Source organism: Methylobacterium tardum (assembly GCF_023546765.1).
GTDB classification, from domain to species: domain Bacteria; phylum Pseudomonadota; class Alphaproteobacteria; order Rhizobiales; family Beijerinckiaceae; genus Methylobacterium; species Methylobacterium tardum.
On the sequence record NZ_CP097484.1, the window covers coordinates 3,216,620 to 3,232,831 of the forward strand.

The window sequence follows — 16,212 nt, forward strand, 5'->3', positions numbered from 1 at the left end:
AATAGGGTACACTGATATGGGGGCAGTGCGGTCGGGGGCTGGTTTGCGCATGGTTCTGATCCGGCGAGCCGGCTCTGTTCTTTGGCACCCTTGGCGGTTACGGGGCGCCGCCGGCCACAGCCTTCGGCCATCGTGCCAGCGCGGTCACATTTACATCGTGGCCGCACAAAGCGTTGAGCACGGCCAACTCGTCGCGCTTTCAGGGCCGAAGAAGGGATGACGTGGCAGTTAAGATGTAGCGCGGTGCTAGCGCAGTACCCTGGCAACCCCTGCCCTATCAATGACTTAGCCGTGCTCGCGTTCGAATCATAATCCTTGTGTCGGGGGTTCAAATCCCTCCCTCGCTACCACAATCTTTACCCCCCGGTCAATGACTTGGCGGGTTTTTCGTTGCCTCAACGCGTTCCGCAAGGCCTGCAACGCGCTGCAATACGAGTTGTGGTTTTACAACGAGTCACAACTGGGCGTAGGCTGGTCCACGCAACACGGATGGAACACGATCCTGTTGGAGCAAGAGGGCGATGGCCGAGGATCACGTCGGCAAGCTGCACAAGGTCCGGGACAAGCTCCGCGAGGAACGCCGGCAGGTGATCGACACCATGCTTGTCGCAACCAACGCATCCTCATTCATTTCCGAGTTTCTGCGGATCCAGACGGCTATCGGCAACATTGAGCTCGCCCTTACCGACGAGCATGAACAGGTTCGTGCGGGTCATGGCGCGGGCAGCTTCGGCACGGAAGTCTGAAGCGTGAAAGACTTTTCTGAAGATCTCTTGAGGCGCCAGAGCGACTTAGTGACCCATGAAGGCCACGCAGCAGCGACACATCTGCCGTCATGTCTTAAGCCTCATCTCCGCGCCCGGATCGCGGGCATGGCAGATCCTAAACTGCTCCGACCGGAGGCAATCCTCGAGATCCTCGCCGATCACCTAAAGGCGAGGGGCTACGTGAAATGACCAGCGGCAGCGGTCAGCCCGAGAAGATGGCTGAGGTTGCCGGACTGGCGGCAGCCATTGCCGACCGCATCCTTCAACAGCACGAGGCGGGTACGTCGATACCGCCAGAGCAGTTCAGGATGCTCGTCCGCGCCGCCAGGATGCTTCTGGACAACGATGTGGCTTGGCCGCAATCGGTCGAGCACGTGATAATGCGGGTCGCCGAACGGCTTGAAGAGGCCGGCCCTGTAACGAGGGGCGATGACGTCGTGGTGCACCTGAAGCAGGGCTCCAACGCGACGAAGCGCCCATAGGGAGGTGAGCATGCGCCGTGGACGAACGAAGCGTAGGCTGCCTGATAGCCTGACCCAGCACCTGTCGAATCCGAAGATCGTCGCCCTGAGGCCCCGGACCCGTCGGCGTAGCCCCTACCACGTGGCCGGCCTGGAGAAGGTCGCCGTCACAGTCGTGACCCTCATTGTCGTCGTGCTGGCCGGTGGGCACCTGCTGCGGGCGTGGTAGTCGTCCTAGAAGCTCCCGGCGTCCCCTTCATTGACGGGACGGGCTGACAGTCGGCCGTGCGGCTGAGGAACCTTATAGCCGATCCAGCCTAATTTGGTCGGCCTGCCGAGAGAGTAGAATTGCGCCCTACTTCCCTCGCCCACAGGTTGAGAGGAGCATCGATGTCAGAGCTGCCAGGCCACGTCGTAGGCCATCGCGAGACCATGCGGGCGAGGAAGGAGGCTCGGCAGAAGAACGCCGGCAGGGTCTGGCCGCAGGTCGAGGTTGAGCAACGCGCGGTGGACGAGCGGACGGCAAAGTTGCGAGCGATGCGACTGGCGCGCGAGAATGGCGAACGCTGAAAAGGCTCATCGGCCAGGGCTACGTGCAGCCCAGAGGATCCTGAGGGGGCGAACTGATGTCTTCGTCTGAGCATCAAGCCGAGGGCGCGGCGCTCGCCTCTATCGAATTGCACCTGATCGGCACCCACGGGGTGGTCCATTTTCAAAGTTGTGCAGGGTCACTCGCTGAACGCGATGACGTCGCCCCCCAGCCGACCGAAGATTTGTGCATGAGTCCGGAGGGCCGACCAGGCATATCCGAAGGGCACCCGGTTCGTCGCGACCACGGGGGTATTCAAGATCCGCTGAGCCACTGCCGCTTAGAACAGCCAATTGCCGATGTAGCGGCCCGCACGGCGCCCGATCGAAACGCTGATTCGTCACAAATCCCCATGCACTTCGAAAGCCATCCACACAGGACAGTTTATTTCCGACCCTTGTCAGGCATGCCGAAGATCGCCGTGGTCTCCCAAAACCGGTGACATACAGGCCGCTAATCAAGGTTGGTTCGAGGTGTTGAGCTGTCATTGAGCTGCCGCCGAAAAGCCGATGATCTGCTTTGCGCCCAATTCGGCCATACATGCGGTCTGACAGGCTGCTCTGAAGCAGGAATCATCTTTGCTGCCGTCTGGCCCGCGCCGGGTCGAAAGCGGCTCAGCCTCTCCGGCCCGTATTCCTGCACGCCTTACCGGAGGAGCACCGAGCTGCTTTCGGCCAAGTTCGATCAGCCGCTACGTGCCCACCAAGACGCGTGGTCTACACCGCGGCCCTGAAGATCATGGGCTTGGCTGCAGGTCATAATGATTACACTGTGCGCAAGGCTGTTCGTCGGAGCCGACTGGCCGGCACATAGACGGCCCTTTGCGTTGTCCTGCAGAGAACCGTTTTTGTGATCACCGCTTCGATGATTTCTGCCCGGGCAATTGAACCTCGCCCCGCCACTCTCCCGCGAAGTCCGCCTTCGACGTGTAAGCAACCGAAAAATCACCATTGCCCTTCACCCCGGCTAAGTCACCGGTGCCACTGGTGACTTGGTAAGTGCCTCGCGCACTGACCCGCCCCTGAGGATCGGTCGTGGCTACGCCTTTGTAGGCGCTTGATGTTGCACCGGAAGGCGTTGTGAACGTGATGGTGCCACGGACGGGCCCCTGCCCATTCTTGAGCGTCACCGTCTCGACCCACTGCACCTTGGCGCCGTCGAGCGGCGTACCGGGGCCCGTATTCATTCCGGACGCCGTCTGCTGGATCTCCACCTCATTCAGCCCGACCGGGCGGGGTGTCTGATTATCGACGTGCCCCGTGTAATGACCGCCCATCGGCATTGCGAGCGCAGGGGCCACGAAAGCTATCGCAGCGCCGACGATAGCGGCAAGCGTCATTGTGCGGCCCCTCGGAGGGCGGCGCTGTCCAAGCAACATCGCGGGCAGCAACAGATCCTTGCTCATGCGACCTCCTATATCGGTTGGTGCAAATCGCAAACGCTGTTCCGGCGCGACCTGCACACTGGGCATGAAGGCACATTCGGTGAACCTTCAGGATGCAAATCACCATGGATGGCGCTGAACGTCCCGGCAGGATCGCTGAAATGTTCTGAAAGCTTCCGAACTCGCGTCGAGATTCCGGGACTTTCGCTGCGCACCCTCTTCGGGTCTGCTGCCCGTGGTGCGCACCGCACGAATTGGGGGGCTTCGCCGTTGGCCTCTCGCACCAGTAGCCGAGAAGGCGTCAGCTTGGCCGCAAAGGCAGAACACTGCTGGCGCCACGGGCGAGGAGCAATCGATTTAGCCGGTCAGAGCGGCGCTTTGGTTGAACCGATTATGACTGTTGTCGAGTGGCAGTATCATCGGCGGCTAGGGGCATCTGGAAGTCTGCTTCCTGACACTCGGATGTCGGCCGCTCGCCTTGAGTTTCTGAACATATGGTGATTGCTATCAGCAAAACGGTGGACATGGATCGGTCCTCGATGATCGACAGCATCACGCTCTTCGATGTCGCAATCGATCTCCGGCGCGAGCAGGTCATCGGGAAGGACGGCCAGCGGCGGGAACTGCGTCCCCGCTCCTTCGACGTGTTGCGGCGACTTGCTGCAAGCGCGGGCGATCTCGTCAGTAAGGATGCGCTCCTCACCGATTGCTGGCCCGGCGTCATCGTCACGGAAGACTCTCTTACCCGCTGCATCTCGGAGATCCGCAAGGTTTTGGGCTCGGATGCGCGGAACCTCATCCGAACCATCCCACGGCGCGGCTACATGCTGGTGCTGCCCGACGCGCCAAAGCCCGCAGACGCCGTACGCATCGAAGTCCGGGCTCCAATGAGCTTCTGGCCGAGCATCGCCGTTCTGCCCTTCGATGAGTTCACGGACGGTCCAGGCACCTTCGGGGCTTTGGGGGCGGGCTTTGCCGAGGACATCATCACGGAGCTTGCCCGCAATCGGAACATCACCGTCATCGCGCGCCAAAGCTCCTTCGCAGCCAAGTCGAGCGGCGGAACGGCGGCGGATGTCGCGCGACTCCTCGACGTGCGCTACGTGCTTGAAGGCAGCATTCGGCGCGCCGGCGAGCGTATGATCGTCAACGCGCAGCTCGTGGAGGGCTCCTCGAATAGCCACGTTTGGGCAGAACGCTACGCCTTTGCGGCGGGCGAGGTCTACGAGGTGCAGGATGAGCTGGTGGCACGGATCGCCGGTACCTTGTTCTCGGGCCTTCAGAGCCACGAGCAGGCTGCAAGCCTGCGTCGCCCGCCGGCAAGCCTCGACGTCTACGAGCTCACGCTCCAAGCACTCGCGCACATGCTGCAGTTCAGCCACGCTGGCGTCATGGCGGCGCTGGAGGAGGTCGAGCGGGCTGTTGCCCTGGATCCCACCTATGCGCCGGGGCACATCGCGCGTGGCTTCTGTATCGCGACGGATGCCGGCATGGCGATCTCCGGTGAAGCTGGTCCGGAGCGGCTGGCAGACGCCGTGCAGGCAATCCGTCATGGGCTGGAGCTCGACTCTTCGCTACCGATCGGCCACCGCGCCCTGAGCTATGCTCTCCTGGTGACAGGCCGGTGCGAAGAGGCTTTGATTGCTGCCGAACGCGGCGTTGCTCTCAGTCCGGGCGATGCCCTGGCTCTGGCCTTCCTCAGCCTGGCCCAAACCGCGATGGGCCGCTACGCCGCCGCTCTCGCCAGCATCGATCGCGCCATCGGCCTAAGCCCCTTGGCACCCGGCTTCTTCCAGGGCGTGGCCGCAAGCCCCCTCTATGCTCTGGACCGCTTCGATGAGGCGGTCCGGAACGCGACCGAGGCCAGCTTCAGGAGTCCGAGCTACCTTATGGCTTACGTCATGGCAGCCGCCTCGTGCGTCGCTCTGGGACGCAGGGATGAAGCGTCAACATGGATCTCGGATCTCTTGCACCGGAGCGCAAAGTTCAGCCTCGCTCTTCCGAGGGTGGCGAACGCTTACCGGCATGACCCAGGCATGGCGGAACGGTTCAGCCACCACCTGCGCGTGGCCGGGCTACCCGGCTGAGGACCGCGCCGGCTTTGGGATCGCGCCTCGACACGACCGATCGGGACGCCTGCCGAAGCGTCAGCCGGTTTGCCGGCTATCGGACCGGCTTCTGGCACGAGACCTACCACATGGGGGCATGGAGGCTGTGCCGACATCGGCAGGCCCGTCGGCTTCTCCGCGCTCATGGCGACGGTCCCGGCCCACGGCACGATGATGAGCCGATACTTTGCGGTTGCTCCAGACAGCGAGCCGGACCTGCCAAGCCGGACCGCTTAGTCCACCTCGGTACAACCCGCTTGGCTGAACATCAGAGGAGTTCAGTCCTTCTGGGAAGATCAGAAAAGCATCAGGATCCTTTCAGGACGTGCGGCGGATGCCGCCGCTAGTCAGCGGAGCTGACGCGCCATCGCGTTCTCAAGGAGGCTGGCATGAGCAAAGCTTGGCTCGCCCATTACGATCCCGGGGTTCCCGAACATGCGGACGTCGCGCAGTTCTCCTCGCTCGTCCAAATGTTCGAGGCAACGGTCGCTCGCTTCCGAGATCGCCCTGCCTTCAGCAGCATGGGTCGCAAACTCCCCTACGGTGGCCTGGACGAAGCCTCAGCGCGGCTCGCCTATCATCTTCGCTGGGACCTCAAGTTGCGAGCGGGCGATCGTGTCGCGATCATGCTGCCGAACCTGCTGCAATACCCGATCGCCTTCTTCGGCGTGGTCAGGGCTGGTCTCGTCGTCGTCAACGTGAACCCGCTCTACACCGCGCCCGAGCTGACGCATCAACTGCGCGACAGCGGCGCGAAGACGATCATCGTGCTCGAAAACTTCTGTGCAACGCTTCAGGAGGCTTTGCGCCTCGTCGAAGTACCGAACGTGATCGTCACGTGCATCGGCGATGAGCTCGGGCGCACGAAGGGGATGCTGACGAACTTTGTCGTGCGCCGGGTCCGAAAAATCATCCCGCCCTGGCAAATCAGTAGCGCACACCGGTGGCGCCGCATCGTCTCGACGCGGGCCGCAGTTAGGGTGCCGCAGGTCGAGGTCGGAAGCGACGATGCTGCCCTGCTTCAATACACGGGCGGCACAACAGGACTCGCCAAGGGCGCGATCCTGACCCACGGAAACGTGCTGGCGAATGCCCTGATCCTGGGAACGTGGTTCGCGGCCATCGGGACCGAGCGCGGAGAGACGTATCTCGTTGCTCTGCCGCTCTACCACGCCCTCGCACTCATTTGCCAAGTCATTCACCGTTTCATCCTGGGCGGCTGCGGCGTGCTGATCGCCAACCCGCGTGATCTCGATGGTCTCGTCGCGGAGATGCAACGGCACCGCTTGCGGAGCATCGCAGGCGTGCCGAGCCTGTATCAGGCGCTGTCGCAACACCCTGGCATCCGGAAGGTCGATTTCAGCGAGACGGCTGTCTGCTGTTCCGGCGGGGCACCCCTCCCGCCTGCCATTGCCGAAGCCTGGCGGGCGGCGACCGGGCTCTCGATCATCGATGGCTACGGGCTGACCGAAGTGGCTGGTGTTGCTGCCATGAACCTGTTCGGACACCGCGTGCCGCGCGGTGGAATCGGCTATCCGGTCTGCTCGACTGAGATCGAGATCCGCCGAGACGATGGAACGCCTGCGATGCCGGACGAGCCCGGTGAGATCCACATTCGCGGCCCTCAGGTCATGCGCGGCTATTACAAGCAACCGGAGGAGACCGCCCGCGTTCTTGACAGCCGCGGCTTCTTGGCGACGGGCGATATCGCGGCGATGAGCGCAGATGGGTATCTCACGCTCGTGGACCGGAAGAAGGACATGGCGATCGTCAGCGGGTTCAATGTGTATCCGCGCGAAGTCGACGATGTCCTACTGCGCCACCCGGGAATCCGGGAAGCGGCAGCGGTCGCAGTGCCGGACGCGCGCTCGGGCGAGGCGATCGTCGCCTGCGTGGTGCGGGGCGATCCCGAACTCACGGAAGCCGCTGTGATCGCGCACGCCCGGACCTCGTTGACAGCTTACAAGGTGCCGCGCCGCGTAATTTTTCTCGACGCGCTCCCAAAGACGCCGGTCGGCAAAGTCTTGCGCCGCGCTCTTCGCGAGCGCGTCCTGGAACTCGGCAGCCGCCCGCAGCCATAAGCGCCGAGCGGGCCCTGTCATAACGTTCACTCTCGGCTCTCGGCGATCATCGAATCGACGCGCGATCGGCAAGCTCGGGCGCGTGTTCCTAACGGGCGCCGGTGGCGTCGAGACCGACGGGATGTTGATTTGCGCTTCGGCGGGCGGAATCGCCGCAGGGGCGTTCGGGCTGCGTGCCTCGCTAGGACCCGCGAATGCAACCGGTCGAAACGCGCGACGGCGAGCTTCTCGGTCACACGGCTGACGGGGTTCGGCGCGGAAGCCTCACACGGCTTGGCCCAGGATCCCGAGGATCTCCCGGCGCAGCGCGACCAAGGCCGGATCGTCCCGGTGGCGCGGATAGCGCTGGTCGACCCGGATCTCGGCACGGAACGCAGCGGGGCGTGGGGACAGGACGATCACCCGCTGGGCCAGGACGAGCGCTTCCTCCACGTCGTGCGTGACCAGAAGCGCCGTGAAGCGCTGCTCCTGCCAGAGCCGCAGCAGCTCCGCCTGCATGGCGAGGCGGGTCAGCGCGTCGAGCTTGCCCAGCGGCTCGTCAAGGAGCAACAGGCGCGGCTCGTTCACCAGCGCGCGGGCGAGAGCCGCCCGCTGCGCCATGCCGCCCGAGAGCTGGTGCGGATACACATCGGCGAAGCCTTCGAGCCCGACCAGGCGCAGGGCCGCATCGGTCCGGGCCGCCCGCTCGCGGGCGATGCCCCGCGCCTCCAGGCCGAGGCGCACGTTCCCGCGCAAGGTGCGCCACGGGTAGAGCGTCGGGTCCTGGAACACGAGGAGCCGGGCCGGATCCGGACCGGTCACCGGGACGCCGTCGACGGTGATGCGACCCGCATCCGGAGGTTCCAGCCCGGCCACGAGGCGCAGCAGGGTGGACTTGCCGCAGCCCGAGGCGCCGAGCAGGGCCACGAACTCGCCGGGCTGCACGTCGAGGCCGATCCGGTCGAGCACCGGGAGCGCGGCCCCGCGGATCGAGAAGGCGTGACTGACCGCCTCGATCGTCAGGCGGCTGCCGCCCGCGTCGCGCTTCGGCTGTACGCCCGGCCGCTCCAGGATCGCCGCTACCATTGCACCAGCCCCTTCTGCCACGACAGCACCCGGTCCCGCAGGCGGAACAGCAGGGTGATCAGTCCGGAGCACATCAGCGCCATCACGATCAGCGCAGCATCCATGTTGGCGTAGGCGGCCCAGCCTTGGGCCCATTGCAGGTACCAGCCGAGACCGGACTTCACGCCGAGCATCTCGGCCACGACCAGCACCGCGAAGGACGCTCCCAGGCCCATGAACAGGCCCACGAAGACATGCGGCAGAGCCGCCGGGATCGCGACCCGCAGGATCAGGAAGAACCGGGAGGCGCCGAGCGTCCGGGCGACGTCGAGATACGCCTTGTTCACGCCGGCGACGCCCGACCATGTGAGCACGGTGACCGGGAAGCCCGACGCGAGGGCGATCAGGAAGGTGCTCGCCGACCACGAGGACGGGAAGACGAAGAACGCCATCGGCAGCCAGGCCGTCGCGGGCAGCGGCCCGAGGAAGCGCAGGATCGGATGAGCCCAGTATCCGACCGCCTTAGACCAGCCGACCGCGACGCCGAGGGTGAAGCCTACGGCCGCCCCGATCAGATAGCCGCCCGCGAGCAGCTCCAGCGAGGCCAGAATGCTGCCGCCGAGCTTCGGCCAGTCCCCGATGAACACCTCCAGGATCGCCTGCGGCGGTGGGAAGAACGGCATCGGCAGGAGATCGAACTTGGCTGTAACCAGCTCCCAGGTGAGGAACGCCACGCCCAAAGCGGTGAGCCAGGGTGTCCAGTAGACGAGGCGGATGCCCAGGCCGCCCAAGCGGTCGGCGATGGTGGCGAGTACCGGCAGTGCCACGCCGATGCCCAGCGCAACGGCGGCGAACCGGGTCGTCTCGGGGAAGTCGCCTGCCTCCGGCAGGAGGAAGGTTGCGAGAGCAACCGCCAGCCAAGCCGCGCCGGCGCCGAGAGCCCGCAGGGGCGGCACCGGCAGGGCGCGCGCGGTGCGGAGCGGGGCGGTACCCGCGGTGTCGGTCAGGCTCGCCACCGCCGCGTCCTCAGCTCAGCACGTCGGCGTAGACCCGCTCGGCGAATTTCGCCGTGTCGGTGGTACGCCGGAAAACGTTCACCTGCTTCAGCTCCTCTATAGAGGAGGAGCTGCCGCTTGAGGTCGGTTCCGACGGGTTGCGCGCCGTGGTGCTGGCTGCGCAGCATCGCCGCGAGATCCGCCTCCGAGCCTTTGCCGCCGTAGCTGGAGAAGATGCGGGCCGCGTCCTCCGGATCGGCATGGACCCGGTGCCCGCCTTCGAGGATGGCGCGGGTGAACGCCGCCGCGGCGGCGCGGTCGTTCCGGATCAGGCTGCCGCGCACCGCCACGACGCAGCAGGTGCGGTCGGCGAACTCGCCGGACAGATTGGTCGCGACCTCGGTGAAGCGCGGGTCCTTCAGCCAGATCCAGGTCCGCGGGTCGGAATCGGCGAGCGCCTGGGCTTCGCCCTTCTCGACGGCGAGGTTCAGAAGGTCCACCGGATATTGCCGCCACACGACACCGGTCTCGGGATTGATGCCGGCCTTCGCCAGCAACAGGCCGAAGAAGTTCTTGGCCGGGCTCGCCTGATCGCTGATGGCGATGGTCTTGCCCTTGAGCGAGGCGACGTCGGTGACGCCAGCCGATTTCGCCCCCAGGAGCCGCAGGCAGCCGCCGTGCAGGCCGGCGGTGATCTTCACGTCGAAGCCCTGTTCCAGCGGCTTGAGCCAGCGCAGGGCCATGCCGATGCCGGCATCGGCCTTGCCGGTGGCGATGGCTTCCAGCAGGGCCTCGGTGGAGCCGCCGAAATTGACGAATTCCACGTCGAGGCCGTGCTGCGCGAAGATCCCGCGCTCCTTGGCGAGCGGCGCCGCGGCTGTGCAGATCGCGGTGGCGTTCCAGGCGAGCTTGATCGGCTTAAGCGGACCGGGCGCGTTCTCCGCGGCGGCCGGGCGGCACAGGGGGCCGGGATCGAACGGCGTGCCCGGGCCCGGCGCCCAGGCGCGGCCGCTGCTCGCGGCGAAGCCGAAGGGCAGAGCTGCCGCCGCGGCCCCCGCACGCAGCAGGAATCGTCGCGACGGGTTTGAGCCGGGCCGCGGGGCCATTTCACGCATGACGCTCTCCGAAGCGCCGCGGCACGCGCGGCGGAGGGTGTGGCGGCGCGCTTCTGCGCCCGACCTCACAGCCGGGGCATCAGCGTGCAGCGATCATTTGGGGACAGCCGTTCAGGGCGGCCTATGTATCCAATGTTCAATCCCGCCGACGGGAAGTCAATAAAACGCTGTTTTGAAATAATGGCCTTGTACGGCACGAATCGGGCGCCGACGACCGCGTTGGAAGAACGATTTATTTGCACGCGGTCATGCTTACAGAGGCGACCGCCGTGCACGGCGTACGGGTGATCGCGTACCTTCGCGCCGAAAGTCCTGCCCGGAACAGGCTGGCGAACCCGTATGCGGGGGAAGTCCGTGTATCGATTGACGCGGCGGGTTTAACGGTGCTGGATTTGTCGAATCATATGGATCGATCTTCTTTTCAGCGGTCGATTTTTAGTACTGCGCTTCATTGACGATCGCTCGCGCTCGGTGGACGCTTAACTGCGTTCCATGGGGGCGGCTGGCGTTCCGCCCTGCCCCGCACGCGCCCGGATCCCGATGACCATCGCCGTCCCGCCCGCCGCCGTCGCCTGCGCACTCGCCGAGCGTTTCGCCGCTGAAGCGTCTGAACTCGACCGGTCCGGCGCCTTCCCGCACGCCAACATCGCGGCTTTGCGGGCGGCCGGGTTCCTGGGCCTCACGGTTCCGCGGCGGCTCGGTGGCGGTGGCGCCGTGCTCGCGCTTTCGGCCGAGGCGGTGGGGCGGATCGGGGCCGGCGAGCCCGCGACCGCCCTGGTCCGGGCGATGACCCTGCTGCACCACGCGGTGATCCACCGGGACGACTCGCCCTGGCCGCGCCTTGTGGCCGACGCGGTCGGCCGGGATGCCGTGACGCGCGGGACCCTCATCAACGCCCTGCGGGTCGAGCCGGAACTCGGCACCCCGGCGCGGGGCGGCCTCCCGGCGACGATCGCGCGACGTGACGGTGCGGGGTGGCGGATCACCGGCCGGAAGATCTACGCCACCGGCGCGCCGGCTCTCGGCTACGGCGTCGTCTTCGCCCGCACCGACGAAGCCGAGCCACGAATTGGCAAGCTGTTGGTGCCGTTCGACGCACCCGGCATCCGCATCGTCGAGACCTGGGACCATCTGGGGCTGCGCGCCTCGGCCAGCCACGACGTGGTCTTCGAGGACGTCCCCGTGTCGGGCGACCACGCAGTGGACCTGCGGCCGCCCGAGGCTTGGCGGAAGCCCGATTCGTGGCAGCAGGCCTGGAGCTGTACCTTGATCGCGGCCTTGTACGACGGCGTCGCGCGGGCGGCGCAGGCTTGGTTCATCGGTTTTTTGCGGGCGCGCGTCCCGGGCAGCCTCGGGGCGCCCCTGGCGAGCCTGCCGCGCTTCCATGATGCCGTCGGCGAGTGCGAGCGTCTGCTCGCCGTCAATGCCCGGCTCCTCGCGGGCCTCGCCGCCGAGACCGATGGCGGCCGTCCGCCGCCGCCGCAGGATTCGGGCTTTGTGAAGCTCACCGTCACCGAGAACGCGATCGCGGTTGTGCAGCAGGCGGCCGAGCTCTGCGGCAATGCCGGCCTGTCGCGGCGCAACCCGCTGGAGCGGCATTTGCGCGACGTCCTCTGCGCCCGGATCCACTGGCCCCAGGGCGATGCGGTGCGCGCTGCGGCCGGCCGTGCCGCGTTCGGTGCCTGATTCGAACCAACATCGTCCAGGAGCCCGTGATGAGCCTGCTGCCCCCCGACGCGATCGAGTTCATCGGCTTCGTCGCGCCGCGCCACGTCTCAGAGATCCACTCGGCTTCCGGCCCGGTGATCGATCGGGACTATCTGCGCCTGCTCGCCCAGGCCCACGAATGGGGCGGCTTCGACCGGGTGCTGGTAGCGTTCCACTCGACGTCGCCGGATTCGATCCTGCTGGCGGCGCAGATCGCCGCGGTGACGGAACGGCTCGGGCTGATGATCGCACACCGCCCTGGCTTCACGGCGCCCACCGTCGCGGCGCGCCAGCTCGCGACCCTCGACCATCTCACTGGCGGCCGCGTTGCGGTCCATGTGATCACGGGTGGCGACGACCGCGAACTCGCGCAGGACGGCGACCATCTGACCAAGGACGAGCGCTACGCCCGGACGCGGGAGTTCCTCGACATCGCCCGGCTGAGCTGGGACGCCGCCGGGCCGTTCGACTACACGGGCACCTATTACCGGATCGCGGGCGGCTTTTCCGAGGTGAAGCCGGTCAATCCGGCGGGCATTCCGGTTTATTTCGGCGGCGCTTCGCCGGCGGCGCTCGCGGTGGCAGGTCGGCATGCCGACACCTACGCGCTCTGGGGCGAGACGCAGGAGCAGGTGCGCGACCTGATCGCCCGGGTCCGGGCGGCTGCCGCGCCGCATGGCCGATCGCCCCGCTTCAGCCTGTCCTTCCGACCGATCCTCGCCGCCACGGAGGAGCAGGCCTGGGCGCGGGCCGAATGGATCCTGGCCCGGACCCGGGCGGTCCGGGCGGCGCGAGGCCTCGGCCCGGCCGGCACGCCGCAGAACGAGGGATCGCGGCGCCTGCTCGCGGCCGCGGCGCACGGGTCGCGCCTCGACAGGCGGCTCTACACGGCGATCGCCGTTGAGACCGGCGCGGCGGGCAATTCCACGGCCCTGGTCGGCACCCCCGAGCAGGTCGCCGAAGCGCTGCTCGACTACCATGACCTCGGAATCCGCACCTTCCTGATCCGCGGCTTCGATCCGCTGGAGGACGCGATCCAGTACGGGCGCGAGCTGCTCCCGGCGTTCCGGGATCTGCTCGCCCGGCGCGGCCGCGCCGCGGAGGCCGCGTGATGCGCCGGCTGCTCGCCCTCGCGCTGCTGACGCTCCTCGCCGCCCTCCCCGCCCGGGCCGAGGACGTGCTGCGGGTCGGTGACCAGCGCGGCAATGCCCGCGCCCTGATGGAGGCGGCCGGCGTGCTCGAGGGCCTGCCCTATCGCCTCGAATGGAGCGAGTTTCCCGCCGCCGCCCCGCTTCTGGAGGCGCTGAACGCCGGCGCCATCGACGCGGGCGGCGTCGGCGATGCGCCCTTCACCTTCGCGGCCGCCGCGGGCGTGCCGGTCAAGGCCTTCCTGGCCTTCCGCAACCGGCAGGACGGCCTCGCGATCCTGGTGCGGCCGGATTCGCCGATCCGCGCCGTGGCGGATCTGAAGGGCCGGCGCATCGCGACCAACCGGGGTTCCATCGGCCATCAGGTCGTGCTGGCCGCCCTCGAAGAAGCCGGGCTACCCGCCGACAGCGTCACCTTCAGCTTCCTGCCGCCGGCGGACGCGAAGCTCGCCCTGGCCTCCGGCGCCGTCGACGCGTGGTCGACCTGGGAGCCCTATACCTCGGCGGCCGAGCTCGCCGGGCTGGTGCGCGTCGTGCGCGACGGCAACGGCATCACCCCCGGCCTCAGCTACGCCGTGGCCAGCGAGACCGCGCTGAAGGCCAAGCGCGCCCTGCTGGCCGATTACGCGGCCCGCCTCGCTCGGGCCCGCGCCTGGGCGCTGCGCGATCCCGCCCCGTATGCCGCCGTCTGGTCGAAGCTCATCGGCCTGCCGGAGGCGGTCCCGCTGCGCTGGTTCGGCCGGGCGCAGTACCGCACCGTCCCGATCGACGCGGACGTGGTCGCGGGCGAGCAGCGGATCATCGATCTCTACGTCCGCGCCGGACTGATCCCGCAGGCGCGGGCGCCACGGGCGGAGGCGATCCTCGATCCCGGATTTTCCGAAGCGCTGATCGCCGTGCGATGATGGCGGCGGAGGACCCGACATGCACGACAGCGGCGACGAGCACAGCCACGCCCACGAGCCGGCGACGGCGGAGCACCACCACGGCAGTGCCGAGCGGTGGAAGCACGACGGCGTCCGGGTCATTCCCGGCGACCGGCTGGATTCCAATACGGCGCAGACACCCGGCATGTTCCGGCAGGCGGCGATCAACGCCGCCCGGGTCGGCGCGCAGAAGATCTGGGCCGGCACGGTGGCGATACAGCCCGACGCCAAGACCGGCGTGCACCATCACGGCGCGCTGGAGAGCGTGATCTACGTGGTGTCGGGCCGCGCCCGCATGCGCTGGGGCGACAGCCTCGAATACGTCGCCGAGGCCGGCCCGGGCGACTTCATCTTCGTGCCGCCCTTCGTGCCGCACCAAGAGATCAACGCCTCGACCGACGAGCCCCTGCACTGCGTGCTGGTGCGCTCCGACAACGAGGCGGTGGTGGTCAACCTGCCCGACGTCCAGGCGGCCGAGCGGCCCGAGACGGTGTACTGGGTCGACCCCATCCACAAGCACCCGTGAGACGCCGGAGACCGCACCGATGAGCCGGGACCGTCAGCTGCATCTCGGCGCGTTCATGCGCCCGGTCGGGATCCACACGGCGTGGTGGCGCTATCCCGGCGGCTACCCGGACGCCAATTTCAACTTCGCGCATCTGGCGCAGTTCGCGCGGCGGCTCGAGGCGGCGAAATTCGACGCGTTCTTCATGGCCGACCATCTGGCGGTGATGAACATGCCGATGGCGGCGCTGCGCCGCTCGGCCACCGTGACGTCGTTCGATCCCCTGACCCTGCTGCCGGCGCTCGCCGTGCTGACCGAGCGGATCGGGCTGATCGCGACCGCCTCGACCACCTACAACGAGCCGTACCACATCGCCCGCAAGTTCGCGTCCCTCGACCACATCTCGAACGGGCGGGCCGGCTGGAATCTAGTCACATCCGGCAACCCGGATGAGGCCCTGAATTTCGGCCGCGACGCGCATGTCGATCACGCCACGCGCTACGCGCGGGCACGCGAGTTCTTCGACGTGGTGACCGGGCTGTGGGATTCCTTCGCCGACGACGCCTTCCCGATGGACCCGGAGAGCGGCCTGTTCGTGGATCCGGCGAAGATCCATGTCCTTGACCACCGGGGCGAATTCCTCAAGGTGAAGGGCCCGCTCAACATCGCCCGCCCGGTTCAAGGCTGGCCGGTGATCGTCCAGGCCGGCGCCTCGGAGGCGGGCAGGCAGATCGCGGCCGAGACCGCCGAGATGGTGTTCGGCTCCGGCTCGACCCTGGAGGCAGCCCAGGCCTTCTACGCGGACGTGAAGGGCCGGATGCCGGCGGCCGGGCGCGATCCGGACGGTCTGAAGATCCTGCCCGGCTGCTTCGTGGTTCTGGGCGAGACCGAGGCCGAGGCGCAGGCCAAGAAGGCGCGCCTCGACGATCTCGTCCATCCCGACAGCGGGCTCGCCAACCTGTCGGTGCGCCTCGGCGTCGATGCCACGGGTTTCGACCTCGACGCGCCGCTGCCCGACCTGCCCGAGACCAATGCCAGCAAGAGCGGACAGGCGCAGATCGCCGATTACGCCCGCCGCACCGGTGCGACCGTGCGGGAGCTCGCCCGCAAGGTCGGCGGCTACGGCGGTCTGCAGATGGTCGCTACTCCGGCGCAGGTCGCCGACCGCATGGAGGAGTGGCTGGAAACCCGCGCCTGCGACGGCTTCAACGTGATGTTCCCCTTCGTGCCGGAGGGGCTCGACGACGTGGCCGACCGCCTGGTGCCCGAGCTGCAGCGCCGCGGCCTGTTCCGCACCGCCTATTCGGGCACCACTCTGCGCGATCACCTCGGCCTGAAGCGGCCCGCGAACCGCTTCTTCGCCGATTGAGGCCTGTTCTGTC

General features: G+C 67.2%; 13 protein-coding genes and 1 pseudogene. 9 read left to right on the forward strand and 5 right to left on the reverse strand.

Annotated features, from left to right (window positions below; all coding sequences use genetic code 11):
• Positions 1 to 521 precede the first annotated feature (521 nt).
• Positions 522 to 746 (forward strand): hypothetical protein, encoded by a 225-nt coding sequence (locus tag M6G65_RS15425; protein ID WP_238195283.1) that lies wholly within the window; start codon positions 522 to 524, stop codon positions 744 to 746.
• A gap of 197 nt (positions 747 to 943) precedes the next feature.
• Here M6G65_RS15425 and M6G65_RS15430 read toward each other — a convergent pair whose 3' ends face one another.
• Complete coding sequence (locus M6G65_RS15430; RefSeq protein ID WP_238195282.1) at positions 944 to 1,213, reverse strand: hypothetical protein; 270 nt, start codon at positions 1,211 to 1,213, stop codon at positions 944 to 946.
• A 46-nt stretch (positions 1,214 to 1,259) separates the two neighbouring features.
• On the opposite strand from M6G65_RS15430, the gene M6G65_RS15435 reads away from it, so the two are divergent.
• Positions 1,260 to 1,457, forward strand: a complete 198-nt coding sequence (locus M6G65_RS15435; protein ID WP_238195281.1) for a hypothetical protein — start codon at positions 1,260 to 1,262, stop codon at positions 1,455 to 1,457.
• Between the two features lie 1,213 nt (positions 1,458 to 2,670).
• Here M6G65_RS15435 and M6G65_RS15440 read toward each other — a convergent pair.
• A complete protein-coding gene (locus tag M6G65_RS15440; protein ID WP_373323679.1) occupies positions 2,671 to 3,222 on the reverse strand; it encodes a hypothetical protein in 552 nt (183 codons plus the stop codon).
• 518 nt (positions 3,223 to 3,740) lie between these two features.
• Between M6G65_RS15440 and M6G65_RS15445 the strand changes: the two genes are divergently transcribed.
• Positions 3,741 to 5,288 (forward strand): winged helix-turn-helix domain-containing protein, encoded by a 1,548-nt coding sequence (locus M6G65_RS15445; RefSeq protein ID WP_238195280.1) that lies wholly within the window; start codon positions 3,741 to 3,743, stop codon positions 5,286 to 5,288.
• 410 nt (positions 5,289 to 5,698) lie between these two features.
• Entirely contained in the window at positions 5,699 to 7,390 is a 1,692-nt protein-coding gene (locus M6G65_RS15450) for an AMP-binding protein (RefSeq protein WP_250104137.1), read from the forward strand.
• A gap of 264 nt (positions 7,391 to 7,654) precedes the next feature.
• On the opposite strand, the gene M6G65_RS15455 is transcribed toward M6G65_RS15450, so the two are convergent.
• The 3 genes and pseudogenes from M6G65_RS15455 to M6G65_RS15465 form a co-directional block, all read right to left on the reverse strand.
• Complete coding sequence (locus M6G65_RS15455; protein ID WP_238195278.1) at positions 7,655 to 8,455, reverse strand: ABC transporter ATP-binding protein; 801 nt, start codon at positions 8,453 to 8,455, stop codon at positions 7,655 to 7,657.
• A complete protein-coding gene (locus tag M6G65_RS15460) occupies positions 8,449 to 9,450 on the reverse strand; it encodes an ABC transporter permease (RefSeq protein ID WP_373323678.1) in 1,002 nt (333 codons plus the stop codon). Before M6G65_RS15460 ends, M6G65_RS15455 begins: the two co-directional genes overlap by 7 nt.
• A gap of 10 nt (positions 9,451 to 9,460) precedes the next feature.
• Positions 9,461 to 10,544: pseudogene (locus M6G65_RS15465) on the reverse strand (ABC transporter substrate-binding protein).
• Between the two features lie 540 nt (positions 10,545 to 11,084).
• Here M6G65_RS15465 and M6G65_RS15470 point away from each other — a divergent pair.
• Genes M6G65_RS15470 through M6G65_RS15490 form a run of 5 tightly spaced genes read left to right on the forward strand, consistent with a single transcriptional unit; the run spans position 11,085 to position 16,199 of the window.
• On the forward strand, positions 11,085 to 12,230 hold the full coding sequence (locus M6G65_RS15470) for an acyl-CoA dehydrogenase family protein (protein WP_250104138.1): 1,146 nt from the start codon (positions 11,085 to 11,087) through the stop codon (positions 12,228 to 12,230).
• Between the two features lie 29 nt (positions 12,231 to 12,259).
• Positions 12,260 to 13,363: an LLM class flavin-dependent oxidoreductase gene (locus tag M6G65_RS15475; RefSeq protein ID WP_238195275.1), complete on the forward strand. Its 1,104-nt coding sequence runs from the start codon at positions 12,260 to 12,262 to the stop codon at positions 13,361 to 13,363.
• Positions 13,363 to 14,304 carry an ABC transporter substrate-binding protein gene (locus M6G65_RS15480; RefSeq protein ID WP_238195274.1) on the forward strand — a complete coding sequence of 314 codons (942 nt, stop codon included), beginning with the start codon at positions 13,363 to 13,365 and terminating at the stop codon, positions 14,302 to 14,304. Before M6G65_RS15475 ends, M6G65_RS15480 begins: the two co-directional genes overlap by 1 nt.
• 19 nt (positions 14,305 to 14,323) lie before the next feature.
• Complete coding sequence (locus M6G65_RS15485; protein WP_238195273.1) at positions 14,324 to 14,851, forward strand: cupin domain-containing protein; 528 nt, start codon at positions 14,324 to 14,326, stop codon at positions 14,849 to 14,851.
• A 19-nt stretch (positions 14,852 to 14,870) separates the two neighbouring features.
• Positions 14,871 to 16,199 (forward strand): LLM class flavin-dependent oxidoreductase, encoded by a 1,329-nt coding sequence (locus M6G65_RS15490; protein ID WP_250104139.1) that lies wholly within the window; start codon positions 14,871 to 14,873, stop codon positions 16,197 to 16,199.
• The last annotated feature ends 13 nt before the right edge of the window (positions 16,200 to 16,212 follow it).

Excerpts from the sequence above, each read along its gene's own strand:
- M6G65_RS15470 (WP_250104138.1), top strand. The coding sequence starts at position 11,085 with ATGACCATCGCCGTCCCGCCCGCCGCCGTCGCCTGCGCACTCGCCGAG.
- M6G65_RS15480 (WP_238195274.1), top strand. The coding sequence starts at position 13,363 with ATGCGCCGGCTGCTCGCCCTCGCGCTGCTGACGCTCCTCGCCGCCCTC.
- M6G65_RS15490 (WP_250104139.1), top strand. The coding sequence starts at position 14,871 with ATGAGCCGGGACCGTCAGCTGCATCTCGGCGCGTTCATGCGCCCGGTC.
- M6G65_RS15435 (WP_238195281.1), top strand. The coding sequence starts at position 1,260 with ATGCGCCGTGGACGAACGAAGCGTAGGCTGCCTGATAGCCTGACCCAG.
- M6G65_RS15475 (WP_238195275.1), top strand. The coding sequence starts at position 12,260 with ATGAGCCTGCTGCCCCCCGACGCGATCGAGTTCATCGGCTTCGTCGCG.
- M6G65_RS15455 (WP_238195278.1), bottom strand. The coding sequence starts at position 8,455 with ATGGTAGCGGCGATCCTGGAGCGGCCGGGCGTACAGCCGAAGCGCGAC.
- M6G65_RS15485 (WP_238195273.1), top strand. The coding sequence starts at position 14,324 with ATGCACGACAGCGGCGACGAGCACAGCCACGCCCACGAGCCGGCGACG.
- M6G65_RS15440 (WP_373323679.1), bottom strand. The coding sequence starts at position 3,222 with ATGAGCAAGGATCTGTTGCTGCCCGCGATGTTGCTTGGACAGCGCCGC.
- M6G65_RS15450 (WP_250104137.1), top strand. The coding sequence starts at position 5,699 with ATGAGCAAAGCTTGGCTCGCCCATTACGATCCCGGGGTTCCCGAACAT.
- M6G65_RS15445 (WP_238195280.1), top strand. The coding sequence starts at position 3,741 with ATGATCGACAGCATCACGCTCTTCGATGTCGCAATCGATCTCCGGCGC.
- M6G65_RS15425 (WP_238195283.1), top strand. The coding sequence starts at position 522 with ATGGCCGAGGATCACGTCGGCAAGCTGCACAAGGTCCGGGACAAGCTC.